This window comes from Rhizobium sp. SJZ105, assembly GCF_007828365.1.
Taxonomy (GTDB): Bacteria; Pseudomonadota; Alphaproteobacteria; order Rhizobiales; family Rhizobiaceae; genus Agrobacterium; species Agrobacterium tumefaciens.
This window is the reverse complement of the sequence record NZ_VIUP01000003.1, coordinates 330,237-351,970: the sequence shown is the minus strand read 5'-3', so window position 1 is coordinate 351,970 and position 21,734 is coordinate 330,237. Positions and strand designations below refer to the sequence as shown.

At 58.8% G+C, this 21,734-nt stretch carries 19 protein-coding genes and 1 pseudogene; 11 read left to right on the top strand and 9 right to left on the bottom strand.

The annotated features are described in order from the left end of the window. Positions 1-88: 88 nt before the first annotated feature. Positions 89-2,356: a methyl-accepting chemotaxis protein gene (locus FB593_RS13765; RefSeq protein WP_025594141.1), complete on the top strand. Its 2,268-nt coding sequence runs from the start codon at positions 89-91 to the stop codon at positions 2,354-2,356. Positions 2,357-2,497: 141 nt separating this feature from the next. On the opposite strand, the gene adh is transcribed toward FB593_RS13765, so the two are convergent. The 3 genes from adh to FB593_RS13750 form a co-directional block, all read right to left on the bottom strand. Next, positions 2,498-4,015: an aldehyde dehydrogenase gene (gene adh, locus FB593_RS13760; protein ID WP_145166683.1), complete on the bottom strand. Its 1,518-nt coding sequence runs from the start codon at positions 4,013-4,015 to the stop codon at positions 2,498-2,500. 173 nt (positions 4,016-4,188) lie between these two features. Further along, positions 4,189-5,148 (bottom strand): helix-turn-helix domain-containing protein, encoded by a 960-nt coding sequence (locus FB593_RS13755; RefSeq protein WP_145166682.1) that lies wholly within the window; start codon positions 5,146-5,148, stop codon positions 4,189-4,191. A 107-nt stretch (positions 5,149-5,255) separates the two neighbouring features. Then, positions 5,256-7,340 (bottom strand): putative bifunctional diguanylate cyclase/phosphodiesterase, encoded by a 2,085-nt coding sequence (locus tag FB593_RS13750; protein WP_026330768.1) that lies wholly within the window; start codon positions 7,338-7,340, stop codon positions 5,256-5,258. Positions 7,341-7,640: 300 nt separating this feature from the next. On the opposite strand from FB593_RS13750, the gene FB593_RS13745 reads away from it, so the two are divergent. From FB593_RS13745 to FB593_RS13725, 5 genes are all read left to right on the top strand, one after another. Beyond that, positions 7,641-8,252 (top strand): 50S ribosomal protein L25/general stress protein Ctc, encoded by a 612-nt coding sequence (locus FB593_RS13745; protein ID WP_013636594.1) that lies wholly within the window; start codon positions 7,641-7,643, stop codon positions 8,250-8,252. A 306-nt stretch (positions 8,253-8,558) separates the two neighbouring features. Beyond that, entirely contained in the window at positions 8,559-10,943 is a 2,385-nt protein-coding gene (locus FB593_RS13740; RefSeq protein ID WP_145166681.1) for a bifunctional diguanylate cyclase/phosphodiesterase, read from the top strand. Between the two features lie 16 nt (positions 10,944-10,959). Then, complete coding sequence (locus tag FB593_RS13735; protein WP_111798773.1) at positions 10,960-11,673, top strand: substrate-binding periplasmic protein; 714 nt, start codon at positions 10,960-10,962, stop codon at positions 11,671-11,673. 102 nt (positions 11,674-11,775) lie between these two features. Then, on the top strand, positions 11,776-12,492 hold the full coding sequence (pth, locus tag FB593_RS13730) for an aminoacyl-tRNA hydrolase (RefSeq protein WP_003513491.1): 717 nt from the start codon (positions 11,776-11,778) through the stop codon (positions 12,490-12,492). 6 nt (positions 12,493-12,498) lie between these two features. Then, positions 12,499-12,951 carry a GNAT family N-acetyltransferase gene (locus FB593_RS13725; protein WP_113472935.1) on the top strand — a complete coding sequence of 151 codons (453 nt, stop codon included), beginning with the start codon at positions 12,499-12,501 and terminating at the stop codon, positions 12,949-12,951. Between the two features lie 11 nt (positions 12,952-12,962). On the opposite strand, the gene clpS is transcribed toward FB593_RS13725, so the two are convergent. Further along, on the bottom strand, positions 12,963-13,274 hold the full coding sequence (gene clpS / locus FB593_RS13720; RefSeq protein WP_003513495.1) for an ATP-dependent Clp protease adapter ClpS: 312 nt from the start codon (positions 13,272-13,274) through the stop codon (positions 12,963-12,965). A gap of 253 nt (positions 13,275-13,527) precedes the next feature. Here clpS and ychF point away from each other — a divergent pair, with 253 nt between their 5' ends. The 4 genes from ychF (at position 13,528) to FB593_RS13700 (ending at position 16,589) form a co-directional block, all read left to right on the top strand. Next, positions 13,528-14,631, top strand: a complete 1,104-nt coding sequence (gene ychF, locus FB593_RS13715; protein ID WP_003513497.1) for a redox-regulated ATPase YchF — start codon at positions 13,528-13,530, stop codon at positions 14,629-14,631. Between the two features lie 321 nt (positions 14,632-14,952). Further along, positions 14,953-15,426, top strand: a complete 474-nt coding sequence (locus tag FB593_RS13710; RefSeq protein ID WP_145166680.1) for a MaoC family dehydratase — start codon at positions 14,953-14,955, stop codon at positions 15,424-15,426. Continuing rightward, complete coding sequence (locus tag FB593_RS13705; protein ID WP_003513502.1) at positions 15,423-15,890, top strand: MaoC family dehydratase; 468 nt, start codon at positions 15,423-15,425, stop codon at positions 15,888-15,890. The genes FB593_RS13710 and FB593_RS13705 overlap by 4 nt, the downstream gene beginning before the upstream one ends. A 63-nt stretch (positions 15,891-15,953) precedes the next feature. Then, positions 15,954-16,589 carry a class I SAM-dependent methyltransferase gene (locus FB593_RS13700; protein ID WP_113472934.1) on the top strand — a complete coding sequence of 212 codons (636 nt, stop codon included), beginning with the start codon at positions 15,954-15,956 and terminating at the stop codon, positions 16,587-16,589. 13 nt (positions 16,590-16,602) lie between these two features. Here FB593_RS13700 and FB593_RS13695 read toward each other — a convergent pair whose 3' ends face one another. From FB593_RS13695 to petA, 5 genes and pseudogenes are all read right to left on the bottom strand, one after another. Then, complete coding sequence (locus FB593_RS13695) at positions 16,603-17,145, bottom strand: adenine phosphoribosyltransferase (RefSeq protein ID WP_003513506.1); 543 nt, start codon at positions 17,143-17,145, stop codon at positions 16,603-16,605. A gap of 90 nt (positions 17,146-17,235) precedes the next feature. Continuing rightward, positions 17,236-17,627 (bottom strand): annotated as a pseudogene (locus FB593_RS13690) (GFA family protein). Positions 17,628-17,706: 79 nt separating this feature from the next. Beyond that, positions 17,707-18,591: a cytochrome c1 gene (locus tag FB593_RS13685; protein WP_145166679.1), complete on the bottom strand. Its 885-nt coding sequence runs from the start codon at positions 18,589-18,591 to the stop codon at positions 17,707-17,709. Between the two features lie 22 nt (positions 18,592-18,613). Further along, positions 18,614-19,897: a cytochrome b gene (locus FB593_RS13680; protein WP_019565206.1), complete on the bottom strand. Its 1,284-nt coding sequence runs from the start codon at positions 19,895-19,897 to the stop codon at positions 18,614-18,616. A gap of 14 nt (positions 19,898-19,911) precedes the next feature. Continuing rightward, entirely contained in the window at positions 19,912-20,490 is a 579-nt protein-coding gene (gene petA, locus FB593_RS13675; protein ID WP_003513514.1) for a ubiquinol-cytochrome c reductase iron-sulfur subunit, read from the bottom strand. A 310-nt stretch (positions 20,491-20,800) separates the two neighbouring features. Here petA and FB593_RS13670 point away from each other — a divergent pair, with 310 nt between their 5' ends. After that, positions 20,801-21,733 carry an endonuclease/exonuclease/phosphatase family protein gene (locus tag FB593_RS13670; RefSeq protein ID WP_065659149.1) on the top strand — a complete coding sequence of 311 codons (933 nt, stop codon included), beginning with the start codon at positions 20,801-20,803 and terminating at the stop codon, positions 21,731-21,733. Position 21,734 lies beyond the last annotated feature (1 nt).

Sequence of the window (21,734 nt, the reverse complement as noted above, 5' to 3'; positions counted from 1 at the left end):
TAATCATACAATTCCCCGCCAAGCTTAACCCGACCGTAAACAATTGTTGCGACGGTACCGCAACGTTCTTTTGGGGGGAGGAAACAGGATGCCGGGTGCAAATCCGACTGCTGTCAAAGCTAAATCATTGTCAATCAAGGCCAAATTCGCAGCGCTCGTCACGGGCGCGACGCTGGTTTCGTGCCTGGCCGTTGGGCTGCTGTCATACGAAATGGGCAAGTCCGGCCTGATCGACGCCAGCAAGATCAGGCTCGAGACGGTTGCGGGAAACCAGTCCAAACAGCTTGATGCCTATACGCTGCGCGTCGAACAAAGCATTTCCGAGCTGTCGCAGAACGCTGCGATCGCTCAGGCGCTGGAAACCATGACCACGGTCGTACCGACGGAAAAGGATGCGATCATTCAGGCATTCCGCCGCGAGGGCGTATCCGAGGAGGAGCGCGCCTCCTTCAACGGTGAAGGTTTGCGGCTGCTCTATGCCATTCGCCACGCCACGATCAACGCGGCCATCGCCAGCGTCTGGCGCAACACCCGGGTCAGCGACATCTACGTCATCGACAAGGCAGGCCTCATTATCTATTCCGTGACCAAGGGCAAGAACTTCCTGACCAATGTGACGGAACCGCAAAACAGCACGATCAAGGAATTGTTCGACCGCATCGAGGCCGGCAAGGACGGTGTCATCAGCACAACTGGGTTCAGCGATGGCGGCACCAATGACTCGGCCCTGATCGGCATGCCGCTCGCGGTCTCGAACTGGGGTCAGTTGCAGCGCAAGGGCGCCGTCATCATGCGCATTTCCGCAGACCGTATCGGTGCGGTGGTAACACCTGAGGAAACCGGCAAGTCCATCGACGACGCCGTTCTTCTGAGCGCTGAAGGCAAACTTCGCGCGGGCGTGCTCTCCGGTGGGGCTGGTGTCGCCGTTTCCGAAAGCCTCGCGGCACTTACAGGTGCCAGCGAAGCCGGAACGGTCATGGCGAAGACCCCTGCGGGCAGCATCTTCTACGCCTATCGTCCGGTCTCCGTTTTCGGACAGAAGCATCTTCTGGCCATCGGCCAGCAGGAGAGCAAGGTGCTGGCAGCGGCCAATGATCTCGCCTTCTGGGCTACGCTTGCAACACTTGCGGTGCTTGCCGTCATGACACTCATCGGCATTTTCGTTTCCGCCAGCCTGACCAAGCCGCTGACCGGCCTTGCCGGGTTGATGGAACGTCTGAACGGTGGTGACCATAATATTGAGATCAAGGCCGTTTCCCGTGGCGACGAAATCGGAACCATGGCGCGCGCCCTGGAATCCTTCCGCCAGGGCATTCTCGACAAGCAGCGCATGGAAACCGAGTCCCATCGCAAAAGCGAGGAACTGGACGAGGAACGTGCCCAGCGTGAGATGGAAAAGGCAAGAAGTGCAAAGGAGCTGGAAGAAGCAGTCGATGCGCTTGCGACCGGCCTTGCCAATCTTGCTGCGGGCAGGCTCGATCTTCGCATTGAAAAACCTTTCGTGCCGTCGCTCGACCATCTGCGCGTCGATTTCAACAACTCCATAGCGGGGCTGGATGCGACGATCTCCAGCATCGGCGAAAGCGCCAATGCCATCCGCTCCGGCTCCGGCGAGCTGAAAAGTGCATCGGAAGATCTGTCGCGGCGCACGGAACGCCAGGCGGCCGCCCTCGAAGAAGCAGCCGCCGCACTTGGAGACATGACGCAGGCCGTCAACGTTTCCCTCTCCCGCTGCGACGTCGCAGTCGGAACGACGGCGGAAACCATGCAGGATGCCCATAAATCCACCGCTGTCGTCAAAGAAGCAATCGTCGCCATGGAGCGTATCGAGACGTCGTCGTCCAAGATCCGCCAGATCATCGACGTCATCGACCAGATCGCCTTCCAGACCAATCTCCTGGCGCTGAACGCCGGGGTTGAGGCCGCCCGCGCCGGTGAGGCCGGAAAGGGCTTTGCGGTCGTGGCACAGGAAGTGCGGGAACTCGCGCAGAAATCGGCGGCCGCCGCACGGGATATCACGACGCTCATCGCCACCTCTGCGGGCGATGTGGAAAGCGGCGTGGCACTGGTGCTGAAAACTGGAGAAAGCCTCGAGCAGATCCAGAAACGCATCCAGTCGGTCAACGATCAGATCGGTGAAATCGCCACAGCATCGCGCGAACAATCCGGCCGCCTCGGCGAAATCAACGCCTCCGTCAACGAACTCGACCATGTGACGCAGCAGAACGCGGCGATGGTGGAGGAAACGACGGCTGCGGCCTTCTCGCTCGCAAGCGAAGCTGATGGCCTGACCGAACAGGTGGGCCAGTTCTCCGTAGGCGCCACCCGAAACCGCGACCAGCGTTACGCGGCATAGTCCGCAGTAAAAAGGCCGGAGGCAAAACCTCCGGCCTTTTATTTTGCTGAACTTCATCCGGGTTCCCAGGGACCGAAGCCCCTGGGAACTCGCCGGCGGCCGGAAATCAGGACGATCCGTCGCCGGCTTCCGGGGAGGAACTCAGAAGAAGCCAACCTTGTTCGGGCTGTAGGATACGAGCAGGTTCTTGGTCTGCTGGTAGTGATCGAGCATCATCTTGTGGGTCTCGCGACCAATGCCTGACTGCTTGTAACCGCCAAAGGCGGCACCGGCCGGATAGACGTGGTAGCAATTGGTCCACACGCGGCCCGCTTCGATGCCACGGCCAGCGCGATAGGCGATATTGGTATCGCGGCTCCAGACGCCAGCGCCAAGGCCGTAAACCGTGTCATTGGCGATTTCGAGCGCTTCTTCCACCGTCTTGAAGGTGGTGACCGAAACGACAGGACCGAAGATTTCCTCCTGGAAAACCCGCATCTTGTTGTTGCCTTCGAAGACCGTCGGCTGAATGTAATAACCGTCCTTAAGATCGCCCGTGAGCGTTTTGCGGTCACCGCCGGTCAGAACCTTTGCGCCTTCCTTCTTGCCGATATCCAGATAGCGCATGATCTTGTCGAACTGTTCCTGCGAGGCCTGCGCACCCAGCATGGTCGACGGATTGAGCGGGTCGTCCTGGCTGATGGCCTGAACGCGCTTGATCGCCTTTTCCATAAAGCGGTCGTAGATCGATTCATGCACCAGCGCACGCGACGGGCATGTGCAGACTTCGCCCTGGTTGAGCGCGAAGAAGGCGAAACCTTCAAGCGCCTTGTCAAGGAAGGCGTCGTCTTCATTCATCACATCGGCAAAGAAGATGTTCGGCGACTTGCCGCCCAGTTCCAGCGTGATGTTTGTGACATTGTCGGCCGCATAACGCATGATTTCCTTGCCGACCGGGGTGGAGCCGGTGAAGGCGATCTTGGCGATGCGCTTGCTCTGCGCCAGCGGCTTGCCCGCTTCAACACCAGTGCCGTTGACGATGTTGAGCACGCCCGGCGGCAGCAGGTCTTCGATAAGCTCCATCACCACCAGAATAGAAGCAGGCGTCTGTTCCGCCGGCTTCAGTACCACGCAGTTGCCGGCGGCGAGTGCCGGTGCAAGTTTCCATGCGGCCATAAGGATCGGGAAGTTCCACGGAATAATCTGGCCGACGACGCCGAGAGGCTCATGGAAATGATAAGCGACCGTGTCATTGTCGATTTCGCCGATCGTGCCTTCCTGCGCGCGGATGCAGCCCGCGAAATAGCGGAAATGGTCGATCGTCAGCGGAATATCCGCATTGGTGGTCTCGCGTAGCGGCTTGCCGTTATCCCAGGTTTCGGCCCGTGCGATGAGATCCAGATTGTCCTCAATGCGCTGGGCGATCTTGAGCAGGATGTTGGAACGTTCGGTAACGCTCGTCTTGCCCCACTTCTCCCGCGCCTGGTGGGCCGCATCCAGTGCGAGTTCGATATCGGCCGCATCGGAGCGCGGAACCTCACAAATCTTGTGACCCGTTACCGGCGACAGATTGTCCATGTAGCGGCCGGATTTCGGCTCCACCCATTTGCCGGCGATGAAATTTCCGTATTTCAGCTTGAAGGGCGCTTCGCCAGCTTTGTGCTGAACCTGAATATTCATGATTTCATCCTCCCTGATGAAAACGATCCGCGACGGACCGCATGACAGGAAGGTGGGCCTAGATGATCGTGGCGGGTAGTGGCACCGCGCGGTTCCGCAGCGCACATTGTCTCACATCTGCGACAAACCCGCTCCGATCCCGCTGAATTGAGCGGGTATCCTCTCGGGTAGCCTCAATGCACGTCGAATTTCTTCATCTTGCGATGAAGCGTGGCGCGGCTGATGCCGAGCAGGGACGCGGCCCGCGTGACATTGCCATTGGTGCGCGACAGAACCCGGCGCAAAGCCGAACGTTCCGCCTCCTCAAGATCGGAACCGCCGTCGTGACGCTGTTCCTGCAACACATCGGCGGCGGGCAGCCCCTGCGCAATGCGATGGTCATCGAGCTTCAGCGCAAGGCGCGCCGCGCGCGTCGCCCCAAGCACGAGATCGTCCTGATCGACGGCAAGCAACGAAAGTGCCGGACTGAAACCCGTAGGCACCACGACGATGCGCGCGCCGGGAAAGGCCCGGCGGAAGAGATTGCCCTCGATACGCTGGGCCGCATCCCGCACCGCCTGCGTGACGAAAGAAAACGTCATTTCGTTGATGTCGTCGCGGCATGTGGAAATATCGAGAGCGCCCGTCACCCGGCCGGTATGGTCGCGGATCGGGGCCGTGGTGCAGCACAGTTCCGTGTTCGACGTGAAGAAATGCTGATCGCGATAGACCACCACCGAACGCTCGTCGGCAAGTGCCGTTCCAATACCGTTGGTTCCGACGCTCGCTTCGCTCCAGACGGCGCCGGACCAGAGACCGAGCGCCCGAAAATCGCGATCGTCGCCGGCAGCACCCCGGCGCTCCAGCGCGACGCCCTGGGCGTCGGTCAAAAGCAGGCAGCAGCCGGATTTGCCGACACTGTGAAAAATGCGGTCGAGTTCATCCGTGCTTTCGGCAATCAGGCCCGCCGCACTTTCGCGTGCGCGGCGGAATTCGACGTCGGTGAGAAAGATCGGCTTGCGGTTTTCCTCCGGCGCAAGACGGTGCGTGACCATGCAACGGCGCCATGAGGCGATAATCGGAGAACTTGCGGCTGCGGAACGTTGGCGCGCTGTTTCATACACGCGGTCCGCATGGGCGATGTCTGTCGGCATTCGCTCCTCCCAAAGCTTTTCGGCAATGGTGCGCTGGAAGCGTTCACGTTTCAACTAAAAACTTTGCGACCCGCATCCGTCAGCGCAACCGCGAACTGCGCCTGATATCATACCGCCTTGAAATAGCGTTGGCCGGTGGTGGTGACCTCCGGCTCGTCCTCCGTCGAGAGGAACGTGTCGTCGACGAGATTGGCGATGGAGGTCAAGGGACCGGGCCTGCCGAAGAAGAAGCCCTGCACCTGCAGGCAGCCTTCGCGGCGAAGGAACTCGATATGGGCCTTCGTCTCGACACCTTCCGCAAGCACCGGAATATTGAGGCTATGCGCCAGAATGAGCGTGGAGCGAACGATCGCCTCCGACTGCACATTGGTCGACAGGCCATCGATAAAGGCCCGGTCGATCTTGATCTTGTCGAAGGGAAAGCTCTGCAGGGTCGAGAGGGAGGAATAGCCCGTGCCGTAATCGTCCATGGCGATCTTGACGCCGAGCGCCTTGAGTTTGCGGATCGTAATCAGCGCGTGGCGGTGGTCGGCGATGATGCTGCCTTCGGTGATTTCAAGCTCAAGCCTCTCAGGCGCAAGCGCCGTCTCCCGAAGAATCTTCTCGACCTTCTCGGGGAAATCATTGTCCGCAAGCTGCTGCGGGGCGACATTGACGGCGATGGAAAGCGATTTTTTCCAGAGAGCCGCCTGCGCGCAGGCTTCGCGCAGAACCCATTCGCCCAATTCGACGATAAAGCCGGTCTGCTCCGCGATCGGAATGAATTCGACGGGCGAGATCATACCGCGTTCCGGATGTTTCCAGCGCAACAGTGCCTCGAAGCCGACGATGCTGCCGCTCTTGGTATCATTCTGCTGCTGGTAATAAAGCTCGAACTCGCTGTTGGCGAGACCGCTGCGCATGGCCACGGCAAGCGCGTTGCGTTCGCGTGCGGCTTCATCCATGGACTTGTCGTAAAAGCAGATCGTGTCGGAATTCCCGCCTTTTGCCCGATACATGGCGACATCGGCCTGCGCCATCAGCGTGTCGGCGTCAATGGCGCCGGTATTGCGTACCGATATGCCTACACTCGCGCCGACCGAAAATGTCTGCCCGTTCCATTCGACCGGCCTGCTGATCTGCTCGATCAGCCGCTGGGCGAATTCCGCACCATCGGCGCGGGTATAATAGGAATGGGTCATCGCCACGAATTCATCCCCGCCCATACGCGCCAGAAACTCCCCGGCTTTCAGAACGGAACTTGCGCGGTCGGCAATGGCGCGCAGCACGGCATCGCCCGCCGCATGGCCGTGAACGTCGTTGATTTCCTTGAAGCGGTTGAGATCGATGGACAAAAGCGCCGTGTGCGCGCCCATGGAGAGATGGCGCGTGCGGCGGTTGAGATGTTCGATAAATGCCGCGCGGTTCGGAATGCCCGTCAGCGGATCGTGGAGCGAAAGATGACGATAGCGGGCGACCGCCTGCTGGGTGGACTGGGCGTCGATGACATAGGTGGAAAGCCCGAGCGCCAGCAGGAGAAGCGTCACGGCGATGGCGCCCCCACCCATGATGGCGGGCGGCAGCAGACTTTCCGAAATGACGATGCGCGGATCGAACTCGAACAACATCGAGGCCATGCCGGTGTAATGCATGGAGGCGATGGCCAGGATGAGGAACGCAACCGAGCTATATTGGCAAAACCGGTTGACTGGGCGCGCGATGCGATTGACCGCGAGCGCGCCGAATACAGCCCCGAGGACCAGCGAAGCGATGACGTAGGTCTGGTTCCAGAAAATCATGCCCTGAATCTGATAGGCAGCCATGCCGGTATAATGCATGGCCGCAATACCGAGACCGACTGTCGCACCACCCGCTTCCACCAGGGCCGTGCGTCCGCCATAGGCGGAAATGGCAAAGCCGGTTGTCGTTGTGGCAATGGCGATAAGAAGCGAAAGCCCGGTCAGATAGGGATCGTAACCCACCTCCCCGGCAGCGACATAACCCAGCATCGCCACGAAATGGGTGGTCCATATCGCCGACCCACCATTGACACCAGCCAGAAACAGCCAGTTGACCTTTTGCCAACCCCTCGCCTGACGCGCCCTCGAGAAAAGACGCATCGTGACGAAGCTCCCCAGCATGCAGACGAGGACCGCTGCTGTGGTGTATCGGAAGTCATGATCGACGGTAAGGCACTGGAGAACTTTAAGCATTGTCATCTACGCAATTGGAATTCCAGGCAGCCTTATCACTTGCCAAGTTTGCAGCCGGTTTATATGAATGGATAAGCATATATTAAAAGTTGCAATGCACGAGTGAATTAGACAAGTCTAATAAAATCACAGCATAGCATCCGTGGAAAACGGCCGCTCTTGTCTTTGTCTTCCGTTTGTATTATAGCGCCCGCACCCGTGTAGACACCCTTGGAGGCAACGCGGGCGAGATGGCTTTTAGCCTCTCCAGTTCAGCGCCTGCGGGCATGAACTCTCCATATAACCTCGAAAGGAATTGCCATGAGCAAAGAATCGTATGAGCTCAAGGCCGAGGCGCGCGAACGAGTTGGTAAGGGGTCCTCTCGTGAACTTCGCCGCAACGGTTTGATTCCCGCTGTCATCTATGGTGACAAGCAGGCCCCCATTTCCATCGCTCTGTCGACCAACGAAGTAACCAAGCGTATCCACGCTGGCGGCTTCATGACGACTGTGGCGGTAATCGACGTCGACGGCAAGAAGATCAAGGTCCTGCCGAAGGACTACCAGCTTGATCCGGTCCGCGACTTCACCATGCACGTCGACTTCCTGCGCGTTTCGGGCAACACGCTCGTCAACGTTGAAGTTCCGGTTCACTTCGAAAACGAAGAAAAGTCGGAAATCAAGATCGGCGGCGTTCTGAACATCGTTCGCCACACGGTGGAATTCCACTGCCCGGCCAACGACATTCCGGAATTCATCACGGTTGATCTCTCCGGTCTGAAGATCGGCGACAGCGTTCACATTTCGAATGTGAAGCTGCCGAAGAACATCTCGCCTGTAATCGCCGACCGTGACTTCACGATCGCAACGATCGTTGCTCCGGCTGGCGGCGTTGCTGAAGAAGAAGAAGAAGCCGGCGAAGCTTCTGAATAATAATCTGCGGCCATAAGGCCAGACAGATTTGAGCTAAAAGGCCCGTTCCGTTTTTCGGAACGGGCCTTTTAGTTTTTATGAACTTTAAAAGCAAAAACCTCTCGCCGCGTGCAGGATGCCGGTCCCGTTTCAGCGTGAATTAACAATTCCATGAAACGATGCCCATTGCGTTATCGTGAAAACACCGGACGGGTTGAAGAAATACAGTGAGGATACAAGGCCGTTGCCGAAAACCTCAAGGATGTCTCTCCGGACGGGGCGGAAACGGGGCGCAGTTATCTGGGGTAGAGGGTACTGCAATAGAACATGGCTCATTCCGTCGAAAGTCGCTTTATCGCGATTGTTTCCGGTGCACTTCTCACAGTGGTCGCCCCGCTTTTCACCCTTTTGCTGACCCTCTCCTATCACGAGGCTATCCGTAGCCAGCGCAATCACCTTGAGATCCTGCTGTCAACCAATGCGCAGGCGCTTGCCCGCCCGCTATGGGATCTCGACGACGACACCATAAATCAGATTACCGGCACCCTCGTTTCCGACCCCGTGATCCGCATGGTAGAGGTCAAGGATACCTCTGGCCAGCTAGACATCATCCAGACGGCCGGCAGCGACATCATTCAGGATGCAGCCTCCACGACCCGCGAAGTGACCTACAAAACCACAAACGGTGTCGTCACCGTCGGGCAACTGACAGTCTATTACGACGATATCGGTCTTCTGACCTCTCTCAGCCGCACCGAACTGGCGTTCATCACAATTTTCATTCTCGCCATTCTCACCACCGTTCTTGCGGCCATCGCCGGCAACCGCTTCATGGTCATCCGCCCGCTGATGCGGCTGGCGGCAGCGATAGAAGCGACACGCCGCGTCGGCTCCCGCCACCATGTCGACTGGCGCTCGAAGGACGAGATCGGCAGGCTGGCAAAAAGCTTCAACGAAATGCAGACCCAGCTTGAAAAGGAAGAGCTGGAAATCAAGCATGCCCATGAGCGGAAGACGGAAATCTACAATCGCACACCCGCCATGCTGTTCTCGCTTGACAGATACGACCGGATTGCCGCGGTCAGCGACTATTGGGTGCAGGCGACCGGTTATGATCGGGCCAGAATACTCGGCCTGAATTTCGCCGACCTCATCCACCCGGATGACCGGTCCCTTTTCCTGCAGCGCAAGGCGGCGCAACATTCGCCCGACGCCGCACATGCGGGTATCACGGTGCGTTTTCATTGCATGGATGGCAGCGTTATGGACGCCCTCATCCTTGAAAAAGCCCTTGATTCCGGCAACGCACATCAGGGCACATATCTCTGCGTCATGACTGACGTGACGGAGTTGCGCCAGTCGGAAAAGCGCAACCGCCAGCAGGCTATTTCCGACCATTTGACCGGCCTCTTCAATCGCCAGGGTTTCGAGGCCATTCTCGACGTGCAGATCCGTGACGCAGACAGGAACGGCAGCGAACTGGCATGCCTTTTCATAGACCTCGACCGGTTCAAGGCCATCAACGACAATCTCGGCCATGCGGCGGGCGATGCGGTTCTGCGGGAATTCACGCTGAAAATCGAACCACTGCTGACACCGCTGGACAGCGCATCGCGTCTGGGCGGCGACGAATTCGCCATCCTGCTTGCCGGCGACAAGGTGGAGGAGCGCGCCCAGCTGTTCTGCGAGCGGATTTGCACCATGCTGGACACGCCCTTCGAGATCGAAGGCAACAGCATCCGTCTCAGCGCCAGCATCGGCATGGCGATCTACCCGCTGCATGCCGCAAGCGCGTCCGAACTTTTGCAGAATGCCGACATGGCCATGTATACCCGCAAGAGAACGGGCAAGAACGGCTCGCAGATCTTCGACAGCTCGATCATGGACCGGGCGCGCGAACATGCGGAACTGGAACGGGATATCGCGCAGGCGCTTTCCGACAATTGGTTCGAGGCTTATTTCCAGCCGATTCAAGATCTTGCAACGGGCCAGACGGCGGGTTTCGAGGCGCTGTTGCGTCTCAACCATCCGGAAAAGGGATTGCTTCCTCCCGCCACGATCATCAGCCTTGCGGAAGAAAACGGCACCATCCATCGCATCGGCAATGTCATCCTCGACCAGTCAATCGCCAATCTGGCCAGACTGTCGCACCTGCCCGGCATGGAGCAATCCTATGTGGCGGTGAATTTTTCGCCGCTGCAGTTCGAACCGGGATTGCCGACCCGTATCGCCGGCGTCCTTCACCGCTACGGCATTCTTCCCAAACGGCTGATTATTGAGATAACCGAGGCGGTCATCATGAAGGACGATCCGCAAATCCGGGCGATCCTCAATGCCATTCACCAGCTGGGCTGCCGCATCGCGCTGGACGATTTCGGCACGGGTTATTCGTCGCTGAGCTATCTCAGCCGCTTTCCGGTCGACATCGTCAAGATCGATCAGTCCTTCACGCGCTCGATCTGCGACGACACGGTGGAGATAAGGCAGCGCAGCCGCATGCTGGTCGAGGGTATCGCCGCAATCTCACACAAGATGAATTGCTCCGTCATCGCCGAAGGCGTCGAGACGGAAGAGCAGAAGGAGCTTCTGACAGTGATAGGCGCGGATTACGGACAGGGCTATTATTTTGCGCGACCGCAGCCCATCGAACGGCTGATAGCTGCATTGAATGCGGATAACGGCGCAGACCGCGCCGCGGCGCGACAGGCGTAAACGGGTGGGAGCAGCCATGGGATTGATCCGCTTTTGTCTGATCTTTCTTGCTCTTGCCGGCCCGGCCAGCGCAGCCAAGCTTTTCCTGACCACCGAGGTTTACCCGCCTTATAATCTGCAAAACGACGACGGCAGCGTGGCGGGCGTTTATATCGACCAGCTCAGGATCGTACTTGAGGATACCGGCACCGATTACGAGGTTGCCGTCATGCCCTGGGCGCGGGCAATCGCATTGGCCACAACGAAGGCCATGCATTGCGTCTTTGCCACGGCGAGAACGTCCGAACGGGAAAAACTATTCAAATGGGTCTCGCCGATCCATAGCGACCGCAACATCCTCGTGGCGCGCCAGAATGCGGATATCAACGTCTCCAGTCTGGAAGACGCGAGGAAATACCGGGTCGGCACCCAGCGTGGCGACTACACCGAGGTCCTTCTTGGCAACCTCGGTTTCGAGCATGTGGATGTCGGTGCTGATTTCCAGATCACGCTTCACAAGCTGAACGCAGGCCGCATCGACCTGATGCCCATGTCGGAAAGCACTTTCAAAAGCCAACCCCCAGGCACGTTCAGGGAAGTGATAACGCTGGCGCGGCAACAGCTGGGTCTTGCATGCAACAAAAGCGTTCCAGACGAGGTCATTGCAAAATTGCAGGCGCGCCTGGACAGACTGATCGCCGATGGAACGCAACAGAGCATATTCGACCGCTACAAACTCGTCAGCCCTTGAGCGCCCGCTCGCCACATCCAAAAAATCCATAAAAAGATTGACAGCCGGAACATTTCGGGGTGGTGACAACAGCATCGTCAGGCAAAAAAGCGGACATGCCCCATGAAGATCATCGCAGGCCTTGGTAACCCCGGCGCCCAATATGCGGGAAACCGTCACAACATCGGCTTCATGGCCGTGGATGCGCTGCAGCGCCTGCCTTCCTTCTCGCCCTGGGCGCGGAAATTCAAGGCGGAGATTTCCGAAGGCGAAATAGGCGGTGAGAAAGTTCTGCTGATGAAGCCCCTCACCTACATGAACCTGTCGGGTGAATCCGTCGGCGAGGCCATGCGTTTCTTCAAGCTTGCACCGGCAGACATTATCGTCATCCATGATGAACTCGATTTGCTTGCAGGCCGCGCGCGCATCAAGACCGGCGGCGGCCATGGCGGCCATAATGGCCTGAAATCGATCGACGCCCATTGCGGCAAGGAATACCGCCGCCTGCGTCTCGGCATCGGCCATCCCGGCGACAAGGAGCGGGTGCATGGCCACGTTCTCGGTGATTTCGCCAAGACCGACCGGGTCTGGCTCGATCCGCTGCTGGACGCCATTGCCGACAATGCCGCCATGCTGGTGAAATCAGAGGATTCGCAGCTGATGAACAAGCTGGCGCTTGCCACCGGCAGCAAGCCGGAAACGGAAAAACCGGCCAAGGCGGCCAAGCCCGCCGCGCAATCCCACATCCATCAGGCGCGCAACAACGCCCAACCGAAAAAACTGCCGGAAACCGGGCCGATGGCAGAGATGCTGAAGCGGATGTTCGGCAAGAAGGATTGAGCGCAGATGTCTTCAGAGACCATGAGCCTTCGCGAAGCTGGCCCGGACGATCTGCCGAAACTGCTCGAACTTTACCAGGCGCTGAACCCTTCCGACCCGCAACTGACGGCGCAAGAGGCAAGCACGGTTTTCGCCGCCATGCTCGGCCAACCCGGCCTCACCGTGTTCTTTGCCATGGAAGAGCAGGAACCCGTTGCAACCGCCACGCTTCTCGTCATCCCGAACCTGACGCGCGCTACCCGTCCCTATGCCTTCATCGAAAATGTGGTGACGCTGGAAAGCCGTCGCGGCCGGGGATATGGCCGCGCAGTCGTGCGCCACGCCATCGAGACCGCCTTTGCCGCAAATTGCTACAAGGTGATGCTGCTGACCGGCCGGCAGCGTCCTGAGGTACATGCCTTCTACGAAAGCTGCGGTTTCATTCAGAACAAGACGGGTTTTCAGATCCGGCGGGATTGAGCATAAAGCCGTCACTCCTCCGGCTCGGTGGTGAACATCAGCGGAAACCCGGCCTCCTTGCCAAGATCGTTCGCCTCCTTGGCCTTGGTCTCGGCAATGTCGCGCTCGCAGACAACGACGACCGCGCTCCCGAAGCGATGCGCCGTCATCATCACCCGGTGGCCGGTGTCCTCGCCCATGTGGAAGACGACCTTCAACACCAGGGTGACGAAGTCGCGCGGCGTATAGTCGTCATTCAGCAGAATGACCTTGTAGAGCTTAGGCCGCTCCAGCTTCGGTTTGACTTTCGGTTTCGGTTTGAGATCAACAGGACTGTCACTCATCATTGTCGCCCGTGATTGTCACTCAATTGTAGCCCATGGGGAAAATCCCCGTTGATGACGAAAGATCGGTTGCTCGACCGGCGCATATTGCGCCGCAACCGCAGCATCGACAACCCCGGCCTCAAACTTGCGCAGAATTCCGCGCCATTCGCGGGGCTTTGCCCGCCCAAATCGGCCCCCGGGCTTGACCTTGCCCTGCCCTTTCCGCAAAAGGCTCCTCAACGAATTCTTTCAAACGGACAGGTTTCAAGCCATGGGCTTCAAATGCGGTATCGTCGGGCTGCCGAATGTCGGCAAGTCCACCCTCTTCAACGCGCTGACGAAAACGGCGGCCGCGCAGGCCGCCAACTATCCCTTCTGCACCATCGAGCCCAACACTGGCGAAGTTGCCGTGCCGGACCCCCGCATGCAGCAGCTTGCGGCCATTGCCGGATCGAAGGAAATCATTCCGACCCGCATTTCCTTCGTGGACATTGCCGGCCTGGTGCGCGGCGCATCGAAGGGTGAAGGTCTCGGCAACAAGTTCCTCGCCAATATCCGCGAAGTCGATGCCGTCGTGCATGTACTGCGCTGCTTCGAGGACGACGACATCACCCATGTGGAAGGCCGCATCAATCCGGTTGGCGATGCCGACACGATCGAGACGGAACTGATGCTCGCCGACCTCGAAAGCCTGGAACGCCGTGTCGAGCAGACGCGCAAGCGCGCCACCAGCAAGGACAAGGAATCATTGGCCCAACTGCCGGTGATGGAAGCCGTAATTGCTCTGCTAAACGACGGAAAACCGGCACGTCTGCTTTTGAAGACACTGGCGGACGAGGAAATCGAAATCCTCAAGGGCCTCAATCTCCTGACGTCGCACCCGGTGCTTTATGTCTGCAACGTCTCTGAAGCCGACGCATCCACCGGCAACGAGCACACCGCGGCTGTCGCGGAGATGGCAAAGCAACAGGGCGCCGAATGCGTGATCATCTCGGCGGCGATCGAGGCCGAAGTCGCGCAGCTTCCGGCCGATGAAGCCGAAGAATTCCTCTCAGCCCTCGGGCTCACCGAAGCCGGTCTCGACCGGTTGATCCGCGCCGGCTATCACCTGCTCGACCTCATCACCTATTTCACCGTCGGCCCGAAGGAAACGCGCGCCTGGACGATCGTGCGCGGCACCAAAGCGCCCGCTGCCGCCGGCGTCATCCATACCGATTTCGAACGCGGCTTCATCCGCGCCTTTACCATCGCCTATGACGACTACATCGCCTACAAGGGCGAAGTTGGTGCCAAGGAAGCCGGCAAGGGACGCGACGAAGGCAAGGAATATGTCGTCCAGGACGGCGACGTCATCCACTTCCGCTTTAATACCTGATCTGGTCTTGAGCGCGGCGGCGGTCACATCGCGTCTTTTGACGCGCTGACCGAAGTGACACACACCCGTGGCTTGTTTCTTCTCCCCGGCGGGGGAAGATAGCCCGGAGGATCGGATGAGGGGGCAAGGCTGGCGAATTACACGACCCTTGCCCTCATTCCGCTATCGCGACCTTCTCCCCCTCTGGGAGAAGGCAGCATGCCGCACTCGCTCTCTCAACAGCATCTCCCTATGCCGCAAAAGCACTCTCGATTTGACCTTTACGTAAAGGGAAAAATCATTTTAGATGCCGGTGACATCGACTAGGCAAGGGAGGAAGCCATGGCGCCGGTCGCGACATATGCCTATGAGGATTTTTCCGTTGGACGGGAATTTCCCCTGGGACCGCAATCGATTTCTGCAGCACAAATCATCGAATTCGCCAGCGAGTTCGACACCCAGCCCATGCATCTATCCGAAGAGGCTGGCCGCCAGAGCATTCTCGGCGGGCTGGCGGCATCCGGCTGGCACACCTGCGCCCTGCTGATGCGAATGATGGCGGAGAGCTATATCAGCGATTCGACATCGCAAGGCAGCCCCGGCATCGATTATGTCGACTGGAAAAAGCCGGTTCTGGCTGGCGATACGCTTTCGGGAAAATCCATTGTTCTGGAACAGCGCACCTCCAGCTCGCGCCCCGGCATCGGCCTCGTGAAGTTTCGCCATGAGCTTTATAACCAGCGCGGCGTTCTGGTATCGCACGGCGAAAACACCGTGATGTTCCTGATGCGTGCGGACGGAGGCCTTGCGGCATGAGACTGGCAGAACTTTCCCCGATCGGCGAACGGGTCACCCTCGACACATTGCATTTTTCCGCCGAAGACATTGTCCGTTTCGCCCGCGATTTCGATCCGCAGCCCTTTCATCTCGATGCCGAAGCGGCGAAAAACAGCGTCTTCGGCGCGCTCTGCGCTTCCGGTTGGCACACCGGAGCTGGCTGGATGAAATGTTTCCTTTCCCATTGGGGCAAGGAAGTGAAGAGGCTGAAACAACTTGGCCTTGAACCGCCGAAACTCGGCCCGTCCCCCGGCTTTCGTGAACTCAAATGGAAAAAGCCGGTTTTCGCCGGAGACGACGTGACCTATTTCGTCACCTTGCTCGATGCTCGACCGCTGGAATCAAGAGCCGGGGTTTGGCTGAACACCACCTTCAACGAGGGCGTGAACCAGTCCGGAGAAACCGTGATGACCTTCCAGAGCGGGGTTCTGGAGTTCGAATAGCGGCTGGCCGAGATAGCCCGCGCGCGATACCCTCGGAATCGGCATCGCGGCGGGAAGGCAAGAATGAACGATATCCTACAGGGTTATGCTGAAGCGGCAACGCCAGACCTGATTGCCAGGTTCGATGGACTGGATTGCCGGGAAATCTACGCACCGGTCATCGATCTGTTGCCGGTCACACCGGCCCGCGTCGCGGATATTGGCAGCGGCACCGGTCGCGATGCCGCCTGGTTTGCCGAATGCGGCCATGATGTTCTGGCGATAGAGCCGGTCAAGGAACTGCGTGAACCCGGAAAGAGATTGCACCTGTCGCACAAGATAACCTGGCTTGACGACTGTTTGCCCGATCTGATGAAAGCGCGCCGCCACGGCCCGTTCGATCTGGTTACGCTGTGCGGCGTCTGGCACCATATCGATGACGAGGCACGGCAGACCGCCATGAAAAGCCTCTCGGAGATGACGGCAGAGGGGGGATTGCTGATCATGTCCCTGCGTCACGGCCCCGCACCCGAAGGCCGCCGTGCTTTTTCCATTTCACCAGCGGAAACGACGGGCAATGCAGCCCGTCTGGGGTTCACGTTGATACGACAGGTAGAAGTTGCTTCCATTCAGGCGGGTAATCGCGCCATGGGCGTCCACTGGACATGGATCGCACTACGAAAGACCGGACAAAACACCGGCCTGTCGCAACATTCCTAGCCGGAAACCGGCCTCAATGCCCCGAAAACTCCACCAGTGTCCGCACTTCGACACCGAGGTTTTCCAGCTTCCTGCGGCCGCCGAGATCGGGCAGATCGATGACGAAGCAGGCCGAAACGATTTCCGCGCCCATCTGCCGCAAGAGTTTCACCGCACCTTCGGCGGTGCCGCCAGTCGCGATCAGGTCGTCGACCAGAATGACTTTTTCGCCCGGCTGCACGGCATCCACATGCATTTCCATTTCGTCGACACCATATTCAAGGCTGTAGGCCACGCGCACGGTGGTGTGCGGCAACTTGCCTTTCTTGCGGATAGGCACGAAACCGGCGGAAAGCTGGTGCGCCACCGCTCCGCCCAGAATGAAGCCACGCGCTTCCATGCCGGCGATCTTGTCGATCTTCGTCCCCGCATAGGGCTGCACAAGCTCGTCCACGGCACGGCGGAAAGCGCGCGGATTGCCAAGCAGAGTCGTGATGTCCCTGAAGATGATGCCCGGCTTCGGATAGTCGGGAATGGAGCGGATGGCAGCGGAAAGCTCCGAAGCGATAACGGTCATGGTATTTCCAGGTAGATTGGGAAATGGATCAGAAGGTTCGGGCCACCCTATCAACTTGGTGGCTGCGGACCAACTAAAAAGGACCGCCGCTCATTCCTGCCCCGACATTCCCTCGATCAGCGCCCAGACCGGGCAGACATCCGTGGAGGAATGCGACAGAGGCCGTAGCGCCTCGTCATTTCTGTCGTCAAAAGAGCCGGAAACGAGGGCGACAGTCGGTGCATCGTCGATGGCGCCAAGCGTGCTGCCGCAGACTGCGCAAAACGCACGGCTGGAATAATCGGAAGACCGGAAAACCATGGGCTGACCGCGCTCTCCGTCCAGACCACTGCATCGCTCGCAAACTCCACCCAGGCAAGGCTGGAAGCGCCGGAATGCCGCTGGCAGATATCGCAGGAGCAGCTGTGCGGATTGTCGGGTTCACCCGTGGCCTCGAAACGGACGGAACCGCACAGGCAGCCACCGCTCCGGACTTTCGCCATTTCTCATCCTCCTTCGACACATGAAAAGGCCCCCAGGGCAGGACCATGGGGGCCAATGATTGCAGGCATTTGAAGCCGCTCAATGTTCCTTGTTGGCGTAGACCGATTTCTTGGTGAGATAGATCAGCGCCGTGAAGATGAACAGGAACACCATGACCATGAAGCCGGTGCGCTTGCGTGCTTCCAGATGCGGTTCTGCGGCCCACATCAGGAAAGCGGACACGTCCTTGGAATATTGATCCACCGTCTGCGGCGCACCGTCGTCGTAAGTCACCTGATCGGCGCTGATCGGCGGCGCCATCTTCAGCGCCACGGCGCTGGCGAAATACGGGTTGAAATGCGTGCCTTCCGACACTTCAACGCCGGCAGGCGCGTCCTGGTATCCGGTCAGCAGCGCATGGATGTAGTCCGGGCCGCCTTCCTGATAACCGCCGATGATCGGAATCATGTCGATGACGAACTGCGGAAAGCCACGCTCCACGCCGCGCGCCTTGGCAAGCAGCGACATGTCCGGTGGTGCAGCTCCGCCATTGGCAGCAGCAGCCGCTTCGTGGTTCGGGAATGGCGAGGGGAAATGGTCGGAAGGCACAGCCTTGCGATTATACATTTCGCCGTCGGCGTTCGGCCCGTCCTGCACTTCATATTCCGCAGCAAAAGCCTTCACCTGCTCTTCCGAATAACCGAGATCGCCCAGCGTGCGGAAGGAAACGAGGCTCATCGAATGGCAGGCAGAGCAGACTTCCTTGTAGACCTTCAGGCCGCGCTGCAGCTGGCCCTTGTCGTATTTGCCGAAAGGTCCGGCAAAAGACCAGCTCTGCTCCTCGGGCTTGATGACCGGGAAGTGACCGCCAGCGATCGCATGCTCGGTCTTGGTGGCGAGATCGTGGCTCTCCTCCGCCGCAAAAGCGGCGGCGGAACAGCCGATGGCAGTGATAAGCGCGATGCTCGTTACAAGCTTCTTCATTGTCGTCATCCTTCCTTCGCGCTCAGACTTGGGCGGCCGCTGGCGCGGCAGTCTTCTTGGCGGCGTTCTTTTCCAGAACGGCCTCGGTAATCGAATTCGGAATACGCCGCGGCGTTTCGACCAGACCGAGGATCGGCATGATGACGAGGAAGAAACCGAAGTAATAAAGCGTGCCGATCTGCGACATGATGACATAAAGGCCTTCCGCCGGACGCGAACCCAGCCAGCCGAGCAGGATGGCGTTGACCACGAACAGCCAGAAGAACAGCTTGTACCAGGGACGATAGACGGCAGAGCGAACCTTCGAGGTATCGAGCCAGGGCAGGAAGAACAGCACGATGATTGCGCCGAACATGACGAGAACGCCACCGAGCTTGGAGTCGATCGGCCCGATATTGAAGGTGATGGCGCGCAGCATCGCGTAGAACGGCAGATAATACCATTCGGGCACGATATGCGCCGGTGTCTTCAACGGATCCGCCATGATGTAGTTGTCGGGATGTCCGAGGAAGTTCGGCATGTAGAAGACGAACCACGCATAAGCGATGAGGAACACCGAAACGCCGAGTGCATCCTTCAACGTCGCATAGGGCGTGAAGGGCACCGTATCGGTCTTGCTCTTCACTTCCACACCGGTCGGATTGGTCTGGCCGGTCACATGCAGCGCCCAGATATGCAGGATGACGACACCCGCAATCATGAACGGCAGCAGGTAGTGGAGCGCGAAGAAGCGGTTGAGCGTCGGATTGTCCACCGCAAAGCCGCCGAGCAGGAACTGCTGAATCCACTCACCTATGCCCGGGAAAGCCGAGAAGAAGCCGGTGATAACAGTTGCGCCCCAGAAGGACATCTGGCCCCACGGCAGCACGTAGCCCATGAAGCCCGTCGCCATCATCAGGAGGTAGATCACGCAGCCGAGAATCCAGAGGATTTCGCGTGGCGCCTTGTAGGAGCCGTAATAAAGTCCACGGGCGATGTGCAGGTAAACCGCGATGAAGAAGAACGACGCACCGTTGGCGTGCATGTAGCGCAACAGCCAGCCGTGGTTGACGTCGCGCATGATCTTTTCGACGGAATTGAAGGCAACCGTCGTTTCAGCGGCGTAATGCATGGCAAGCACGACGCCGGTGAGGATCTGCACGATCAGCATGACAGCCAGCATCGCGCCGAATGTGTAGGCGTAGTTCAGATTACGCGGGACAGGATAGGCAACGAAGCTGTCATAGATCATGCGCGGCAAGGGAAGCCGCGAATCGATCCACCTCTCGATGCCGGTGGACGGCTGATAACTGGAATGACCACTCATAAATATCTGTCCCCTTATCCGATCTTGATCACGGTATCGGATGTGAATGCAAATGTCGGGATGGCGAGGTTCTGCGGCGCCGGACCCTTACGTATGCGGCCCGCCGTATCGTAATGCGAGCCATGGCAGGGACAGAACCAACCGCCGAAATCGCCGGCCTGGCCGAGCGGAACGCAACCGAGATGGGTGCAGGAACCGATCATGACGATCCAGTTTTCCTTGCCCTGACCGGCGGAACGGTCAATGTCCGTCGCCTGCGCGTCGGGGGCAATGTTGGCGTTGCGCGCCACCGGATCCTTGAGATCGGCAAGAGCGACCGCATTGGCTTCGCCGATTTCCTTTTCCGTGCGGTTACGGATGAAAATCGGCTTGCCGCGCCACTTCACGGTCAGCGACATGCCCGGCTCGACCGCCGCGACATTCACCTCGATGGAGGCAAGCGCCAGCGTCGATGCGTCTGGACGCATCTGGTCGATAAAGGGCCATGCCACTGCGGCGGCACCAACGGCGCCCGTCATTCCGGTTACTAGATAAAGAAAATCGCGACGGGTCGGTTCACCCGAGGCGTCGTGATTGGTTACGTGCTCGCTCACCGCTACACCATCCTCTGCGCTGTTTTTGCCGTAAATCGCATGAGTCCTCCCGCTATGATTTGATCCAAGACAATCTCCGTCCCACCGTCTCGGTCATCCTCGCGGCGTTTGAGAAACCGCGTCATTCTGTTTGATCGCAAAATATTGACTGACTTGGCAAGAGCAAAGCACACAAAGCTGCCGTAATTCTGCCAGAAGGGGCGGATTTGTTTCTCATTTTTTCCTAAGCCCCGGCAAGCGGGCAACATTGTGCCCACCCTTGCGGCATGTTACGAGACATCAAGGGAGAGCTTGGAAAGCAGGGATTCGGATGACGGCGAAGCTCTCGTGCATGGTCTCCACGGTCGTGGCTGCCGTACTTTTCATCGCCAGCCTGCGTTATGTGACGGATTTCTGGCTTTTAGCCTTCGTCACCAGTTTCCAGCTTCACATCGCCTTCGTCTGTATCCTGCTGTCATGCCTGGTATTTTGGCTGACGCGTGACGCGATTTCCGCTTTCCTCATCATCTGGTCGCTTGCACTCGCCATCCACGCCGTCGCCATGCTCATGGAATTCTCGACAAGCGCCAATGCGGCACCTGGCGCCAGACCCTTCCGGCTATTGTCCTTCAACGTATTGATGGATAACGCCGCCAATGCGGATGCGATTGCCGACAGGATTCTCGAATCAGACGCGGATGCGGTCTATCTGTTTGAGGCGGCTGCGCTGGAATCGGTTTTGCCGCGTCTGCAGCAAACCTACCCCCACAGGCTTGGCTGCTATGCGGGAACACCGACCTGTGATCTTTTGATCCTGTCGAAGCGGCCGCTGCTGGAGGGCCGTTTCCATAGCCTCAGCGATCTGCGCCGCGACCGTTTCGCCATCGCCAGCATCGATTTCGACGGCACGAAGCTGACGCTCGCTGCAGGTCACATCACCAAACCCTATTTCGACGACTATCACCGGGACGAGCTGGACGAAGTCAGCGAAATTCTCTTTCGTGTCACCGGGCCGCTCATTCTGGCCGGAGATTTCAATTCGGCCAGCATCGCTCCCGACATGCGCGACTTCCTCGCCGCCAACGACCTGAAGAAAGCGCCATGGGAACCCGCCACATGGCCGACGAAGGCAGGTCGCTTCGGCATCGCCATCGACCATATCTTCGCCCGCGAACCGGCCACGCTCTTGAAAACCACCCGTCTGCCCGACAGCCTCGGTTCCAATCATTTCGGCCTGATGGCGGATTTCATGATCGGGAAATAGC